Origin of the sequence: Streptomyces cirratus, assembly GCF_014650775.1 — a bacterium.
GTDB classification, from domain to species: Bacteria; Actinomycetota; Actinomycetes; order Streptomycetales; family Streptomycetaceae; genus Streptomyces; species Streptomyces cirratus.
The window spans coordinates 346,810-360,998 of sequence record NZ_BMVP01000003.1; the positions used below are offsets into that span (position 1 = coordinate 346,810).

13 protein-coding genes are annotated in these 14,189 nt (G+C 72.3%); 5 read left to right on the plus strand and 8 right to left on the minus strand.

The features are described 5' to 3' along the window. Positions 1 to 47: 47 nt before the first annotated feature. Positions 48 to 275: a DUF6296 family protein gene (locus IE207_RS11235; RefSeq protein WP_190183940.1), complete on the plus strand. Its 228-nt coding sequence runs from the start codon at positions 48 to 50 to the stop codon at positions 273 to 275. Here IE207_RS11235 and IE207_RS11240 read toward each other — a convergent pair whose 3' ends face one another. Both IE207_RS11240 and IE207_RS11245 read right to left on the minus strand, forming a co-directional pair. Continuing rightward, positions 276 to 878: a VanZ family protein gene (locus IE207_RS11240; RefSeq protein ID WP_229873639.1), complete on the minus strand. Its 603-nt coding sequence runs from the start codon at positions 876 to 878 to the stop codon at positions 276 to 278. An 88-nt stretch (positions 879 to 966) separates the two neighbouring features. Next, positions 967 to 1,305 carry a hypothetical protein gene (locus IE207_RS11245; RefSeq protein WP_229873640.1) on the minus strand — a complete coding sequence of 113 codons (339 nt, stop codon included), beginning with the start codon at positions 1,303 to 1,305 and terminating at the stop codon, positions 967 to 969. Positions 1,306 to 1,509: 204 nt separating this feature from the next. Between IE207_RS11245 and IE207_RS11250 the strand changes: the two genes are divergently transcribed. Then, positions 1,510 to 1,734, plus strand: coding sequence for a DUF5133 domain-containing protein (locus IE207_RS11250; protein ID WP_190183941.1), 225 nt, complete (start codon positions 1,510 to 1,512; stop codon positions 1,732 to 1,734). Between the two features lie 131 nt (positions 1,735 to 1,865). Beyond that, positions 1,866 to 2,444: a Dps family protein gene (locus IE207_RS11255; protein ID WP_190183942.1), complete on the plus strand. Its 579-nt coding sequence runs from the start codon at positions 1,866 to 1,868 to the stop codon at positions 2,442 to 2,444. Between the two features lie 132 nt (positions 2,445 to 2,576). Here the strand turns inward: IE207_RS11255 and IE207_RS11260 are convergent, their stop codons facing one another. From IE207_RS11260 to IE207_RS11280, 5 genes are all read right to left on the minus strand, one after another. Continuing rightward, positions 2,577 to 3,068 (minus strand): ATP-binding protein, encoded by a 492-nt coding sequence (locus IE207_RS11260; RefSeq protein WP_229873641.1) that lies wholly within the window; start codon positions 3,066 to 3,068, stop codon positions 2,577 to 2,579. Positions 3,069 to 3,269: 201 nt separating this feature from the next. After that, a complete protein-coding gene (locus IE207_RS11265) occupies positions 3,270 to 3,623 on the minus strand; it encodes an STAS domain-containing protein (protein WP_190183943.1) in 354 nt (117 codons plus the stop codon). A 144-nt stretch (positions 3,624 to 3,767) separates the two neighbouring features. Next, the gene (locus IE207_RS11270) at positions 3,768 to 4,724 is read right to left on the minus strand and encodes an anti-sigma factor RsbA family regulatory protein (protein WP_190183944.1); all 957 of its coding nucleotides are present in this window, start codon (positions 4,722 to 4,724) and stop codon (positions 3,768 to 3,770) included. After that, positions 4,721 to 5,611, minus strand: coding sequence for an MEDS domain-containing protein (locus IE207_RS11275; protein WP_190183945.1), 891 nt, complete (start codon positions 5,609 to 5,611; stop codon positions 4,721 to 4,723). The genes IE207_RS11270 and IE207_RS11275 overlap by 4 nt, the downstream gene beginning before the upstream one ends. A 265-nt stretch (positions 5,612 to 5,876) precedes the next feature. After that, positions 5,877 to 6,794, minus strand: coding sequence for a SigB/SigF/SigG family RNA polymerase sigma factor (locus IE207_RS11280; protein WP_190183946.1), 918 nt, complete (start codon positions 6,792 to 6,794; stop codon positions 5,877 to 5,879). A gap of 215 nt (positions 6,795 to 7,009) precedes the next feature. On the opposite strand from IE207_RS11280, the gene IE207_RS11285 reads away from it, so the two are divergent. Both IE207_RS11285 and IE207_RS11290 read left to right on the plus strand, forming a co-directional pair. Continuing rightward, positions 7,010 to 11,062 (plus strand): HAMP domain-containing hybrid sensor histidine kinase/response regulator, encoded by a 4,053-nt coding sequence (locus IE207_RS11285; protein WP_190183947.1) that lies wholly within the window; start codon positions 7,010 to 7,012, stop codon positions 11,060 to 11,062. Between the two features lie 43 nt (positions 11,063 to 11,105). Then, on the plus strand, positions 11,106 to 13,574 hold the full coding sequence (locus tag IE207_RS11290; protein WP_229873642.1) for a SpoIIE family protein phosphatase: 2,469 nt from the start codon (positions 11,106 to 11,108) through the stop codon (positions 13,572 to 13,574). 30 nt (positions 13,575 to 13,604) lie between these two features. Here IE207_RS11290 and IE207_RS11295 read toward each other — a convergent pair whose 3' ends face one another. Next, a complete protein-coding gene (locus tag IE207_RS11295; protein ID WP_190183948.1) occupies positions 13,605 to 14,027 on the minus strand; it encodes an ATP-binding protein in 423 nt (140 codons plus the stop codon). Positions 14,028 to 14,189 lie beyond the last annotated feature (162 nt).

Here is a 14,189-nt window from a genome sequence, read left to right on the forward strand (position 1 = left end):
TGATGGGAGGAGGGACCCTCGAAAGGCCTGACGGAAGGAGGCCCCAGGTGAGCGCCGAGCGCTACGAACTGGTGCTTCCCGGCGAGCCGGGGGCGGATCCGGACACCGTGGTGGTGTCGCGGACCCAGCTGAAGGGACCGGGCGGCCACCCCGTGTACGAGGACCGGACCGGCATCGTGCGGGCGGAGATCAGCGACCGCGGCGAGGTACGGATGCTGCCGTCAGGCGGTCACCAGGATCCCGTCACGGCCCTGGAGGCCCGCCCGCTGCAGTGATCACGCCCGGGGCACGCGACCGGCGCCCCACTCCCCCGCGCCCGCTTCGGCCGGGCCGGGCCGGCCGCGGTGCCACCAGTGCCGGCGCCGCGGATGTACGGCGCGCCCGAGGCGCCGCCCCACCAGCAGGTACCCGAGCAGTGCGCCCGCCGTGTTCAGGATGACGTCGTCGACGTCGAAGGCGCGCCCGCTGACCAGGGCGCCCTGGATCAGCTCCACCAGCGTCATGAGCGTCGCCGTCACGACGGCGACCCTGAGCAGCCCGCGGGCCGGCGGGACGAGCACGGGCAGCAGCACCCCGAGCGGCACGCCGAGCAGGACGTTGCCGCCGAGCTGCCGGGCGGCCTCGCGCACGGAAGCCCCGTTCAGGTAGGCGCTGATGGAGCGGCCGGGATGCACGTTGCTGTGGACGAGGTCCACCGAGGCGGCCGACGGCTCCAGCGTGAGGCGGGCCAGCACGACGCTGAACAGTACGGTCGCCGCGAAGGCGCCGACCATCGCCAGCGCCCGGACCACCGGCGACGCCGGGGGCCGGCCGAACGGCGCCGCCTCGGGGCGGCCGCGCGCCCCGCCGGGGGCGGTCTTCTCGTCGGGTTTCCTCATATGCCGCAACCACTTGGGCCTCGATGTCATGCGGGCCCTTGTACCCCGGCGGCGGCGTTGAACTCGCCCCGTCCGGCGCCTTGTTGGCTCAGGCCGGGCGGGTCTCGGTGTGTCCGCACACCCAGGCCAGGGCGTCGTGCACGCCCTGGATGTGGTCGTGCGGCACGGAGCGCCCGGGCTGCTCCTCCAGCCGTACGACAGCGGCGTCGACCTCGGCCGTGAGCAGGTCCACGCCGGGCGGCCCTTCGGTGTGCACGCCGGTGACGGGGCCCTCGCGGTCCCGGCCGAGGGCCCACGCGTATCCGCTGGCGGCGCCCCGGGCGAAGGGGGTCGACCGCTCCAGACTTCTGCACTCCCGTTCGATGTCGGCTCGACGGCGGGTTCCGACCATCTCCTCGCCACTGCGGTTCGTGGATCGCGTCGCCATACGTACCCCGCCTCCCCGGGTTCGCCGCGCCCGGCCCCGCGTAGGGAGCGGGGCGTCCTCTTGGCCCGTCTGCCCGGTCAAGGGGCGGGCATGCCGTCCGGTCCGGACCGAAGCCCCGTACGCCTGCCCGGCATCCGCGCATCATTTCGACTTTCGGGGGCACGTCGGTGATCAGTCCCGTGAACCGGCCCGAAAGGACCTTCCATGTTGATGCCGTCCCCGATCGTCGTCCGCTCCCTGCTCGCCCGGTACGCCTCCTTGGCCGGCCAGGACTCCGCCGCCGCACGGCAGGAGCTGGAGCAGGTCTCGTACACCCTCTGCGTCACGACGGCGACGACCACGATCGAGGACGCCCTGGCCGCGGCCGAGGTGCTGGCCGAACGCGAAGTGCCGACGGGCCGTCAGGAAATGAGTGCGGCTGCCGCGTAGCCGACGGCGAGGACGCCGCTGCGCCACCACCGGGGCCGTCGCCGCGCGGCGACCCCATGCCCTATGAATGAAACGGGGCAAACTAGGCAGACGGCGAATAACGCCCATCAGTATAGATTCGGAGTTTCGTCATGGCTGAGCACACCACCACCCCGCACTACACCGTGCCGGGGATGCCGAAGGAGGACGCCGCCCGTGTCGTCGAGGTGCTGCGCATGCGGCTGCACTCGCTCAACGACCTGGCGCTGACGCTCAAGCACGTCCACTGGAACGTGGTGGGACCCCATTTCATCGCCGTCCACGAGATGCTGGACCCCCAGGTCGACGCGGTCCGGGAGATGATCGACACCACCGCGGAACGCATCTCGACCCTCGGCGGGGTCCCCGCCGGCACCCCGGGCGCGCTGGTCGCCGAGCGGACCTGGGACGACTACGACGTGGGCCGGGCCGACGCCGTCGCCCACCTCGGTGCGCTGGACCTGGTCTACGCGGGTGTCATCGAGGACCACCGGGCCGCGATGAAGACCACCGACGAGCTGGACCCGGTCACGCAGGACATGCTCATCGGCCAGCTGGCGCAGCTGGAGCTCTTCCAGTGGTTCGTCCGCGCGCACCTGGAGAGCAGCGGCGGACGCCTGAGCACGGCCGGTGCCCACACCCTGGACGAGGCCGCCGACCAGGCGCTGCGGGACGCTCGCCGGACGGCCTGATCCCGCCCGCCGACCCCTTCGGCACACGCCGGGGCCGCCCGCTCCCGAGAGGGAGACGGGCGGCCCCGGCGATGCTGTGCGCGGCGCCCGGTGGGCGCGTCCTCATTCGTTCTTGGCCGTACTGGGCCGTCCTCAGTTGAGGGAAGGCTCCGGCGGCGCCGGCTTGGGCGCGGGCCGTCCGGTGAGGAGCCGGTCCGCTTCGATCTCCGCGAAGACCGACTTGCCGCTGTCGTGCGGGACGGTGCCCCAACGGTCGGAGAGGCGCTGCACGATGTACAGCCCCTGCCCTCCGGGGGTTCCCCGCAGTTGCCTCGGGCGGGGACGGGGAGGCTCGGGGTCCCCGTCGAACACCTCGATGCGCAGGGATTCCCCGGCGACCAGCAACAGCTGGTGGCAGCCGCCCGCGTGGACTCCGGCGTTGGTGACCAGCTCGGAGACGATGAGCAGGGCGTCATCGGCGGTCTCGGTGCCGTCCCAGCCCCAGTCGCGCAGCGCCTGTTTCGCGAACTCGCGGCCCTTGGCCACCTGGCCGCTGGTACCGCTGAGGGTGAGCCGACGGCGCTGGCCCATGACCGGCGGTCCGGTGGGCAGTGGATCGCTGGTGTCGGATCCGATGGTCTTCACTGTGGTCTCACCCCCGTCTTTGACGCTGATCGTCGTGTATCGCGAAGGCCCGGTGCGGCCGGGCCACGGGCCGGGGCGCAGTCGCCCTCGGTGCCTCAGGTGTTGCGTATGCCCGGTCTGACCACCCGGACACGTGGGTACTCCGATCGGCGCAGTGCCGCCGGCTCACCCGGGCAGGACGGGCGGCGGGCACGAGCGGGCTCAAGGTGCGGTGAGTGCGGCGTCGACGGTGGTGTCGACGGTGAACACGGTGTCCGCGCCGGTGATCTCCAGGAGCCTCAGGAGCTGCTGGGTGGGTGCGGCCAGCCGCACCGCGAGACCGGCCTTCTCCGCGTCCAGACGCGTCGCGAGCAGCAGGTTGAGGCCCGAGGAGTCACAGAAGCCCAGGCCCGTCAGATCGATCACCAGCCGGTCCGCGCCCGACCGGACGGCCTGCTCCAGGAGCGGCCGGACGGCTCCGAGGCCGTCCAGGTCCAAGTCTCCCGTGATCGCGCACACCACGGCGCCCGTCCCGCTCTTACGGAGCCCGGCTCTCTGCGGTCCGTCTGTGGCCATGCCCCCCTGCGGAGTCACTTCGCCCTCTCCCGGGTTGCCAGTTCCCACGTCAGCCTCTCCGTCGCCCCTCGTGCCGTACGGACGCAACTTTACAGGCGCCGGTGGCGGTGGGGGAGGCCCTGCGGCCGCCACCCCTCTCCGGGGTCAGCTGCCGCTGACGTGGAGGCGCAGGGTGAGGCCCGATTCCAGGGCCCGGATCTCGACCAGGTCGCAGAGCTGGTGGATCATCCACAGGCCGCGGCCGCCGTTGCCGGACGTCAGGGACGGGCGCCGGCGGCCCGCGAGGGCGTTGGAGAGGCGGCCGCTGTCCCGGATCTCCGCGACGACGACGCCCGTGGCCGGGCTCCACAGCCGCAGGGTGCCCTTGCCACCGCCGTGGGCCAGGGAGTTGGCGGCGGCTTCACTGACGGCGAGTACGAAGTCGCCCCGCCGGGCCGGGTCGAGGTCCGCCCCGCGGACCCAGTTCTCGGCCTGTTCGCGGACCTGGGCGAGCCCGCCGTCGCCGTATTCCAGGAGGAGGGGGTCGCGGGAGGGCTCGGGAAAGGGGAGATCACAGTCCGAGCAGACGACGGCGGCGTCCGTATAGAGGGGACTGACGGTGTCCCGGCCGTCCTCGATCACCGTGGGGTGGGTGCGCCGGGCGTCGGCCACCACCTGCGGCGGCAGGCCGGAGAGGTCGTAGGGGCACAGGATCGTGGCGGGCCGCCCGGCGAAGGCGGTGTTGATGAGTGCCTCGTGGCGGGTGGCTTCGAGGATCTCCCCTTCGGTGCGGCCCGGCCAGATCGGCTCGCCGACGATGCGAGGGGCCCGGCCGGGGTTGCGGTCCGCGAAGCCCTGGAGGGCGGCCAGGATCCGGCCGGGGTTGCGGCCCAGCTCCCTCATGTCCACGCAGTCGATGCCGTCGGCGTCGCTGCCCAGGCTCTGGCGCAGGGCGTCGAGGTGCGGGCCGGGCACGGCGAGGAAGACCGGCTCCTGCGCCGCCAGGGCCGCCCGCACGAACGCGCCGACGCCGGCCGTGTACTCCTCCAGGTCCCGGTAGAAGAGTGCGGGATGGACGAAGTCCGCGGGCTCCGCGGCCGCCGGAACAGGGGTGACGATCATGCTGCGACCTCCAGCGCGGCACATTCCTCCGGAAACAACTCGGCCACTTTGCGCAGCGAGTACGGGGGCTTGTGGAGAAGGAGGCTCCGGCCCTTCCCGGTCAGTGAGTTCGAGACCTCCACGAGCACGGCGACCGCGCCGGGGTCGAGGAAGGTCACCGCGGACAGGTCGAGGTGAACGGTGGGGCCGGGCATCCGCGCGAGGGCGGCGAGCGCGGAGCGCAGGACGGGGCGGGTGTCGACGTCGCCGCTGCCGCTCAGCCGGATGCCGGAGCGGTCCCGCATCGGGACGGCGGCCAGGGCGGCCGGGAGGGTGCTCGGCCCGCCGGCCGGGGGGCGGGGGGCGTCGGCGCAGGTGGTGTGGGCCCGGGTGAGCAGGTCGGCGGTCGGTCCGGGGATCAGGCGGCGGTCGAAGAGGCAGAGCCCCGTGAGGGGAAGGTCCGCGTAGACCTCGCGGTCCAGGCGCAGCTCCGACTCCAGGACGCGGTCGACGTGCTCCTCCTCACGCGCGGACCAGGACATCTCGCCGAGGACCCGCAGGCCCGTGTGGCCGTCGGCGAGGGCCTCGGCGCAGGCCGCGCGGAACATGGAGATGACCCAGTCGGGGTCGAAGGGAACGTGGCGAAGGTAGGACCGTTCGGTTCCGGTCACGCTCAGGCGGGCGTCCCGGCGGGCCGCGTCGACGTCGATGTGGCCGCGCCGCAGTGCGTCGATGACGGCGTCGGGCTCGGTGCTGTCGGCGCTGTACCAGACGCGCTGGCCGCGCTCCAGGCCGTTGCTCACGAAGCGGACCACGGTGTCCGCCCACGCCAGGTCGTTGTCGTAGGCGAAGGAGGAGTGCTCACCACGGGCGGCCGGGTACCGGCTTTGACGAGGGGGCGGGCTCACGTTCTTCCCTCCGGGGACGGGCGGTTGGCCGGGTCGTCCGACAAGGCTACCGCCGGTCCCCGTCGACACCGGCCCGCCCGCCACCTCGGCGGGGTGTGCGGGCTGGTGCTGTGGCCGGGAAGGTCTGCCGGGTCGCGGCGTCCGGTGCGGTGCATCGCAAGGCGGAGGGCCGCGGCCCGTACCGGACGTACTCGCGCGGTTTCGACAACGCGGGGGGGGTGCCGGGCCAGGCGTCGCGACCCGGTGAACCCTCCCGGTCACAGCACTAGGACGCGAGCATGCCGCTGCGCAGTCGCGCCAGGGTGCGGGAGAGCAGGCGGGACACCTGCATCTGGGAGATGCCCAGCTCGGCGCCGATCTCGGCCTGGGTCTTCTCGTCGCCGAAGCGCATCTGCAGGATGCGGCGGTCCCGCTCGTCGAGCTCGGCCAGCAGCGGGGCGAGGGTGTGGAACTCCTCGAAGAGTTCCATGGCGAAATCGGCTTCGCCGAGGGTGTCGGCCAGCGACCGGGTCCTGCGGCCCGGGGCGGAGTCCTCTTCCGAGCCGGCGGAGGCGTCGAGGGAGTCGCTGGTGTAGCCGTTGGCGGCGACCAGCCCCTCCACGACCTCGTCCTCGCTCAGTTCGAGGTCCTGGGCGAGTTCCTTGACGGTCGGGGCACGCCCGAGGAGGTCGGTCAGGGCCTCCCGGCTCTTGGCGAGTTCCGTGCGCAGCTCCTGGAGGCGGCGCGGGACGTGCACGGCCCAGGTGGTGTCGCGGAAGTACCGCTTGATCTCGCCGGTGATGAAGGGGAGCGCCAGCGTGGCGAACTCCACTTCGCGCTCGGGGTCGAAGCGGTCGATCGCCTTGATCAGGCCGATCGTCCCGACCTGGAGGATGTCGTCCATGTCGACACCGCCGCCCGCGGAACGGGCGCGGAAGCGGCGGGCGGCGAAGTGCACCAGTGAGACGTTCATCTCGATGAGCGTGTTGCGCGCGTACTGGTACTCCGGGGTGCCCTCCTCCAGCGAGCGCAGCCGCAGCAGGAAGACGCGCGACAGCTGCCGGGCGTCCGACGGGGCCACCTCCCGGGCGTCGGCGATCCGCGGCAGTCGGCCCTCGGGCTCATCGATCGTACGGCCAGGCACCGGTACGGCCTTCGCGTCTGTCTTGCGGACCTGGTCTACAACTGCGGCGGAGCTAGGCATGGGGGACCTTTCCTCCCGACGACGGACGGCTGACGACGCTCGCTTGCCCCGAGAATCGCTCTTCACACGGGGCTGATGGAAGTTTCTTCCGAGACGGTGCCCCACGGGTGCACCGGGGGCTTCCGGGCGCCCGGGATGTGGTGGGATACGTTCCGGCGCGGGACGAAGGCCAGCGTCCCCGCAGTGACGGAGTGTCGGAAGATGGTGGGGAAGAGATGACGAACGCTACGGTCACGAAGGGCCCGGGGCCGGACTCACCGGGCGCCGTGGGCGAGCCGGAACTGCGGCAGCTGCTGGCGGGGCTGACGGCGGTGCGTGACGGCGACTTCGGCACCCGGCTGCCCGACGGGGCGGACGGGCTCCTCGGCGAGATCGCCACCGTCTTCAACGGCATGATCGACCAGTTGTCCCTGTTCACCTCGGAGGTCACCCGGGTGGCCCGCGAGGTCGGCACCGAGGGGACGCTCGGCGGTCAGGCCGAGGTGCCGGGCGTGTCCGGGAGCTGGGCGGACCTGACGGACTCCGTCAACGCGATGGCGGGCAACCTGACGACGCAGGTCCGCGACATCGCCCAGGTCGCCACCGCGGTCGCGCGCGGCGACCTGTCGCAGAAGATCGCCGTGGACGCCCGGGGCGAGATCCTGGAGCTCAAGGACACCGTCAACACGATGGTCGACCAGCTCTCCGCGTTCGCCGACGAGGTCACCCGGATGGCCCGCGAGGTGGGCACGGACGGTATCCTCGGCGGCCAGGCCGACGTCAAGGGCGTCTCCGGCACCTGGCGGGACCTTACCGATTCGGTCAATTTCATGGCCGGAAACCTCACGGCCCAGGTGCGTTCCATCGCCCAGGTCGCGACGGCCGTCGCCAAGGGCGACCTCTCGCAGAAGATCCGGGTCGACGCCCGGGGCGAGATCCTGGAACTCAAGGACACCATCAACACGATGGTCGACCAGCTCTCCGCCTTCGCCGACGAGGTCACCCGCGTCGCCCGCGAGGTCGGCACCGAGGGCAACCTCGGCGGCCAGGCCACGGTGCGCGGGGTATCGGGCACCTGGAAGGACCTCACCGACAACGTCAACGTGATGGCGTCGAACCTGACCGGGCAGGTGCGCTCCATCGCCCAGGTCGCGACGGCCGTCGCCAAGGGCGACCTCTCGCAGAAGATCACGGTGGAGGCGAAGGGCGAGGTCGCCGCGCTCGCCGGGGTCATCAACACGATGGTCGACACGCTGTCCGCGTTCGCCGACGAGGTGACCCGCGTCGCCCGTGAGGTCGGTACCGAGGGGCGCCTCGGCGGCCAGGCCCGCGTCCCGAACGTGGCGGGCACGTGGAAGGACCTCACCGACAACGTCAACTCCATGGCGAACAACCTGACCGGTCAGGTCCGCAACATCGCCCTGGTGACCACCGCCGTCGCCAACGGCGACCTCTCGAAGAAGATCGACGTCGACGCCCGGGGCGAGATCCTCGAACTCAAGACCACGATCAACACGATGGTCGACCAGCTGTCGTCCTTCGCCGCCGAGGTGACGCGCGTGGCGCGCGAGGTCGGCAGCGAGGGCCGCCTCGGCGGCCAGGCGGAGGTCGAGGGCGTCGAGGGCACGTGGAAGCGGCTGACGGAGAACGTGAACGAGCTGGCCGGGAACCTGACCCGCCAGGTGCGGGCCATCGCCGAGGTAGCGAGCGCGGTCGCCGAGGGCGACCTGACCCGCTCCATCACCGTGGACGCCTCCGGCGAGGTCGCCGAGCTCAAGGACAACATCAACTCGATGGTCGGCTCCCTGCGGGAGACCACCCGTGCCAACCAGGAGCAGGACTGGCTCAAGTCCAACCTGGCCCGGATCTCCGGCCTGATGCAGGGCCACCGGGACCTGTCCGCCGTCGCCGAGCTCGTCATGGACGAGCTGACGCCGCTCGTGAACGCCAGCTACGGCGCCTTCTACCTCGCCGAGGAGACCGAGGGAGAGACGTGGCTCACCCTCATCGGCTCCTACGGCCGGCCCGCCGGAAGCCCCGCCTCCGTACGTCTGCGCCGCGGTGAGACCCTCGTGGGCCAGGCGGCCCGCAGCCGGCGGATCATCGTGGCCGACGAGGTGCCGCCCGGTTACGTCGTCTCCTCGGGGCTGGGCCGCTCCGCCCCGGCGGGGCTGATCGTGCTGCCCATCGTCGTGGAGGAGCAGGTGCTCGGCGTCATCGAGCTCGCCACCTTCAAGACCTTCACCCCGGTGCACCGGGACTTCCTGGGCCGGCTGATGGAGACCGTGGGCGTCAACGTCAGCACGATCGTCGCCAACGCCCGCACCGACGAACTGCTGGGCGAGTCGCAGCGGTTGACGGTCGAACTCCAGGCACGGTCGGAGCAGCTCCAGGTCCAGCAGGACGAACTCCAGCGCTCCAACGCCGAACTGGAGGAGAAGGCCGCCCTCCTCGCCACCCAGAACCGGGACATCGAGACGAAGAACTTGGAGATCGAGCAGGCCCGGCAGGAACTGGAGGACCGCGCACAGCAGTTGTCGCTGGCGTCGAAGTACAAGTCGGAGTTCCTGGCCAACATGAGCCACGAGCTGCGCACGCCGCTCAACAGCCTGCTCATCCTCGCCCAGCTCCTGGCGCAGAACCCCACCCGCAACCTCACGGCCAAGCAGGTGGAGTACGCCGGGATCATCCACTCGGCGGGCTCCGACCTGCTCCAGCTGATCAACGACATCCTCGACCTGTCCAAGGTCGAGGCGGGGAAGATGGACATCAACCCCGAGCGGGTCTCCATCAAGCAGCTCCTGGGCTACGTGGAAGCCACCTTCCGGCCGCTCACCAGCCAAAAGAGCCTCGACTTCGAGATCGTGACCCTGCCCGGCGTGCCGGTCGACCTGCTGACCGACGACGCGCGGCTGCGCCAGATCCTGCGCAACCTCCTCTCGAACGCGGTCAAGTTCACCGAGCACGGCCGGGTGGAGCTGCGGATCGAGCCGGCGACCGCCGACGAGCTGCCGGGCCACCTGGACCGGGCCGGATCGGTGGTGGCCTTCCGCGTGATCGACACGGGCATCGGCATCGCCGAACAGCACCTGGAGGCGATCTTCGCCGCGTTCCAGCAGGCCGACGGGACCACCAGCCGCCGGTACGGGGGCACGGGGCTGGGTCTGTCGATCACGCGCGAGATCGCCCGGCTCCTCGGCGGTGTGGTCACGGCCCGCAGCGTGCCGGACGAGGGTTCGCAGTTCACGCTGTACCTGCCCGTCTCCTACGACGACTTCCACGACCGCGCCCTGGAAGGGCCGGCCCAGGAGCCGGCCCCGGCGGACGAGGCGGAGGAGCCCGGCGCGACCGCCGACGCCGCGGTGCCCGCCGCGGACCAGTCCACGCGCCACCCCAGACGGCTGCTGGTGATCGAGGAGCGCAGCAACGGCCTGCTGAGCCTCGTGGCGGAGAGCGCGGCCCGTGACCTTGCGGCCGGGCGCGCCGCCTCGGGTACCGAGGAACAGGTGGAGGTGGCGACCGCCGTCACCGCCGTGGAAGCTGCCGCCGTACTCGCGCAGGCCTCCTTCCACTGCGTCGTCCTCGACCTCGGCAGCGACGGCGAGGCCCTGCGCTTCCTGGACGCCATGGCGGGCGACTCGGCCCTGGCGTCCCTGCCGGTGCTCGCGCACGACGGCCGCCGCCTGAGCGCGGCGCAGCGGACGGAACTCTCCCGGCACGCCGCCCGCCAGCCGCTGGAAGTCCTCTCCAGCCTGGACGAGCTGCGCGAACGGATAGCGCTGCACCTGTCCGCCGAGCGGCCCGGCGCCGTGCCCCCGCTGGTGCGGACCGGCGCTCCCTCGCCGTCCTCCGGACCCGCGCACGTCGACGACCGCCTGGCGGGCCGGTCCGTGCTGGTCGTCGACGACGACGCCCGCAACCTGTTCGCGATCTCCGGCATCCTGGAGCTCCACGGGATCGAGGTCCTGCACGCCGAGAACGGCCGCAAGGGCATCGAGGCCCTGGACGCGAACCCGGGCATCGACCTGATCCTGATGGACGTGATGATGCCGGAGATGGACGGGTACGCGGCGACCGCCGAGATCCGGCGGATGCCCGCCTACGCGGGGCTGCCGATCATCGCGGTCACCGCGAAGGCGATGCCGGGTGACCGGGAGAAGAGTTTCGCTTCCGGGGCGAACGACTACGTGACAAAGCCGGTCGACGCGAACGACCTCATGGCCCGGGTCCGGCGCTGGCTGCTCCCGCAGGAGCCCGCTCGGCGGGACGAAGGTGCCACCGGTGCCTGACGTCCGACCGACTCCCCTCCCCAGCCGAGAAAGCCGGTTCACGGTGAACAGCCCCACGTACGCAGGAGACGAGCAGGGAGAGATCCGGTTCGCGCCGGAGCCGAGCCCCCGGCAGGGCGGCGAAGGCCCCGGCCCCGGCTTCCCGCCGGCCCACCCCGCCGCGTCCGCGGCGGCGGCGGGCGACACCGGCCGGCTGGCGGCCACCGTCGAGCGGTTGCGGCAGGAGGTCCGGGAGGCCCAGGCCGCCGCCGACGGCCGGGCACTGGTCGAGATGGCCAAGGGCGTCCTCGTCGGCCGCCTCGGCTGCGGTCCGGCCGAAGCGGCGCGGCAACTCGCCACGCTGGCCGAGCAGTCGGGGACGACCCTGCTCGCGCTCGCGGTCGACGTCGTCAACCAGGCCGCCCGGGACCACGTGAGCGAGGTCGCGCGGGAGTTCCTGGAGAGCACCGGCCAGGCGGCCCCCGCCGTCGGCGTGAACGCGCCCGCCGTGCGGCTGCGCACCGCCGAGAGCGGACTGCTGGCCGCCGCCGACTCGCAGGCGGTGGCCGCCGCCCTGCTGGAGAACGCCCTGGTCCCGCTGGGGGCGCACGGGGTCGCGATCTGGGTCGCGGGCTCGGATTCCTCCCTGACGCTGGTGGGACACGCGGGATTCCCGGAGGAGGAGGCGAGCCGGTGGCGCTACGTCCCTCCCGAGGTCGCGACCTGCGCCCATCTGGCTCTGGACAGCCGCGAGTTGGCCGTCGTACCGAGGCTCAGCGACTCCGGCATCCCCTCCATCGGCCGGCGTCAGCATCCGGGAGGCGGCCGCGTCGTGGTGCCCGCCGGCACCGGGGGACGGATCCACGGCGTACTGGAGATCTGCTGGCCGGACCCGCTCGACCCGCTGCCCCCGCAGGTGCTGCGGCAACTGGAGGCGCTGGCCGAGCTGTGCGGGCACACCCTCGGCGACCAGGCGATGGCGCCGGCCGCGGCGCCCGTGGATCCAACGGCCGGTTGCGCCGCCGTCGCCGAGATGGTCAACCTGGCCGACAACCTGTACGACCCGGCGCTGGTGCTGACGCCCTGCCTGGACCCGGGCGGCCGGCTCGCGGACTTCCGCGTCCACCACGTCAACGACCGCTTCATCGACCCCGCCGGCCGGCCGCGCTCGTCGGTGTGCGGTTCGTCGTTCCTGGAGGCGTACCCCGCGGCTGCCGAGGACAACGGGCTCTTCGGCAAGCTCGAACGGGTCTACGCGACGGGCGAGCCGTGCCGGACCCAGCGCATGGCGCTGACCGCGTTCGTGGACGACGTTCCCCTCACTGCGATCGCGGACGCCAGCATCAGCCGCCACGGGGAGTCCCTGCTGCTCATCTGGCGGATAGAGGACGAGACGGCGCGCCTGGCCAGCCTCCTCCAGCATGCCCAGCGCCTGGGCCGCGTCGGCGGCTTCGAGGAGAACATCACCACGGGTGAGATCACCTGGAACGGGCAGCTGTTCACGCTCTACGGGCGGCCCCTGTCCTCCTCCCCCGTGCCCCTGGAGGAACTGCCCGGCCACACCCACCCCGACGACGTGGTGTCCATCACCCGCTTCCTGCGCAGGCTCCTGCACCACCTGCGCGAATCCTCGGTGGACTTCCGGCTACAGCGTCCCGACGGCATCACCCGGCACATCCGTCTCGTCGCCGAGCCCGTCCTCGACGACCGGGGCAGCCTCCACGCGGTGCGCGGCGCCTACCAGGACATCTCCTCCCAGCACTGGACGGAGGTGGCGCTCGCCGCCACCCGGGACCAACTGGCGCACACCGAGGCGGAGGCGGCCGAACGCAGCCGTCTCGCCCTCCAGCTCCAGCACGCCATCATGCCCCCCGCGCCCGCTCCCCTGGAGGTTCCCGGCATCCGCATCGCGGTCCGCTACCGGCCCGCGGAGTCGGAGGCGATGGTGGGCGGCGACTGGTACGACTCGGTCGTGCTGCCCAACGACAAGGTGCTGCTGTGCGTCGGCGACGTCGCCGGGCACGGCATCGAGGCGGCCACCGGCATGGTCATCCTGCGCAATGCCCTGCGGGGCCTCGCGGTGACCGGCGCCGGGCCCGCCCAGCTGCTGTCCTGGCTCAACACGGTCGCCCACCACCTGACCAGCAACGTCACCGCCACCGCCGTGTGCGGCATCTACGATCCGCGGACGCGTGTCCTGCGCTGGGCGCGCGCCGGGCACCTGCCGCCGGTCCTGGTGCGGGGCACCGACGCCCAGACCTTCCCGATGGCTCAGGGGCTGCTGCTGGGGGCGCTGCCGGACGTCGATTTCGGGGAGGAGGAGGTACGGCTGGAGCCCGAGGACACGTTGCTGATGTACACCGACGGGCTCGTCGAGCGGCGGGACGTCTCCGTGACGGACTCCCTTTCGCAGCTGATGTCCCTCGCGGCGCGGGAGGCGGATTCCCTGGACAGGCGGGTCGACCGGCTGCTGACGCACAGCAGGTCGGACACCGACGACGACACCTGCCTCATCGGCATCCAGGTCCGCTAGTGCCGGACAGGGCCGGGGCCCTGTCCGGGATCACTCGGGGACGGGCTCGGCGTGGGGGGCGGGGACCCCGGGCGGGTGGAAGCAGGCGCTGATGGCCTTGCCGCCGTGGCAGGCGTGGACGTCCACCGTGTCGGCGAGGGCGTCCACGATGCCCAGGCCCCGGCCGGAGGTGGCGTTCGCGTCGGCCTCGCGGGGTTTGGGCAGTCGCGGATCGGCGTCGGCCACGCTCACGTGCAGGCACTGGCCGTCCCACGTCAGGACGAGGTGGGCGGTCGCGGCGGCGTGGACATGGGCGTTCGCGACGAGCTCGGAGACGCTGAGCAGGATCGAGTGGACGGTGTCCGGGGCGTCTTCGGCCCAGTCCAGCGACTCGAGGTGGCGGGCCGTCCACTGCCGGGCCGCTCGGACCCCGTTCGACACCGGAAAAGACCGGGCCCATCCGACCGCCCTCATGGCCATCATCCTCACCGTTTCCCTTCGTCCGTGGGGGGTGCCGGGTCGGCTGCCGCCTGTCGTGCCGCTTCGCCCGCCGACGACGCGGGTACCCCGCACGGCCGGGAGCATCCCCCGGGGCCACCGCCGCGGCTCCCCGCCCGCGGGGCAGGTGTAGGGGTG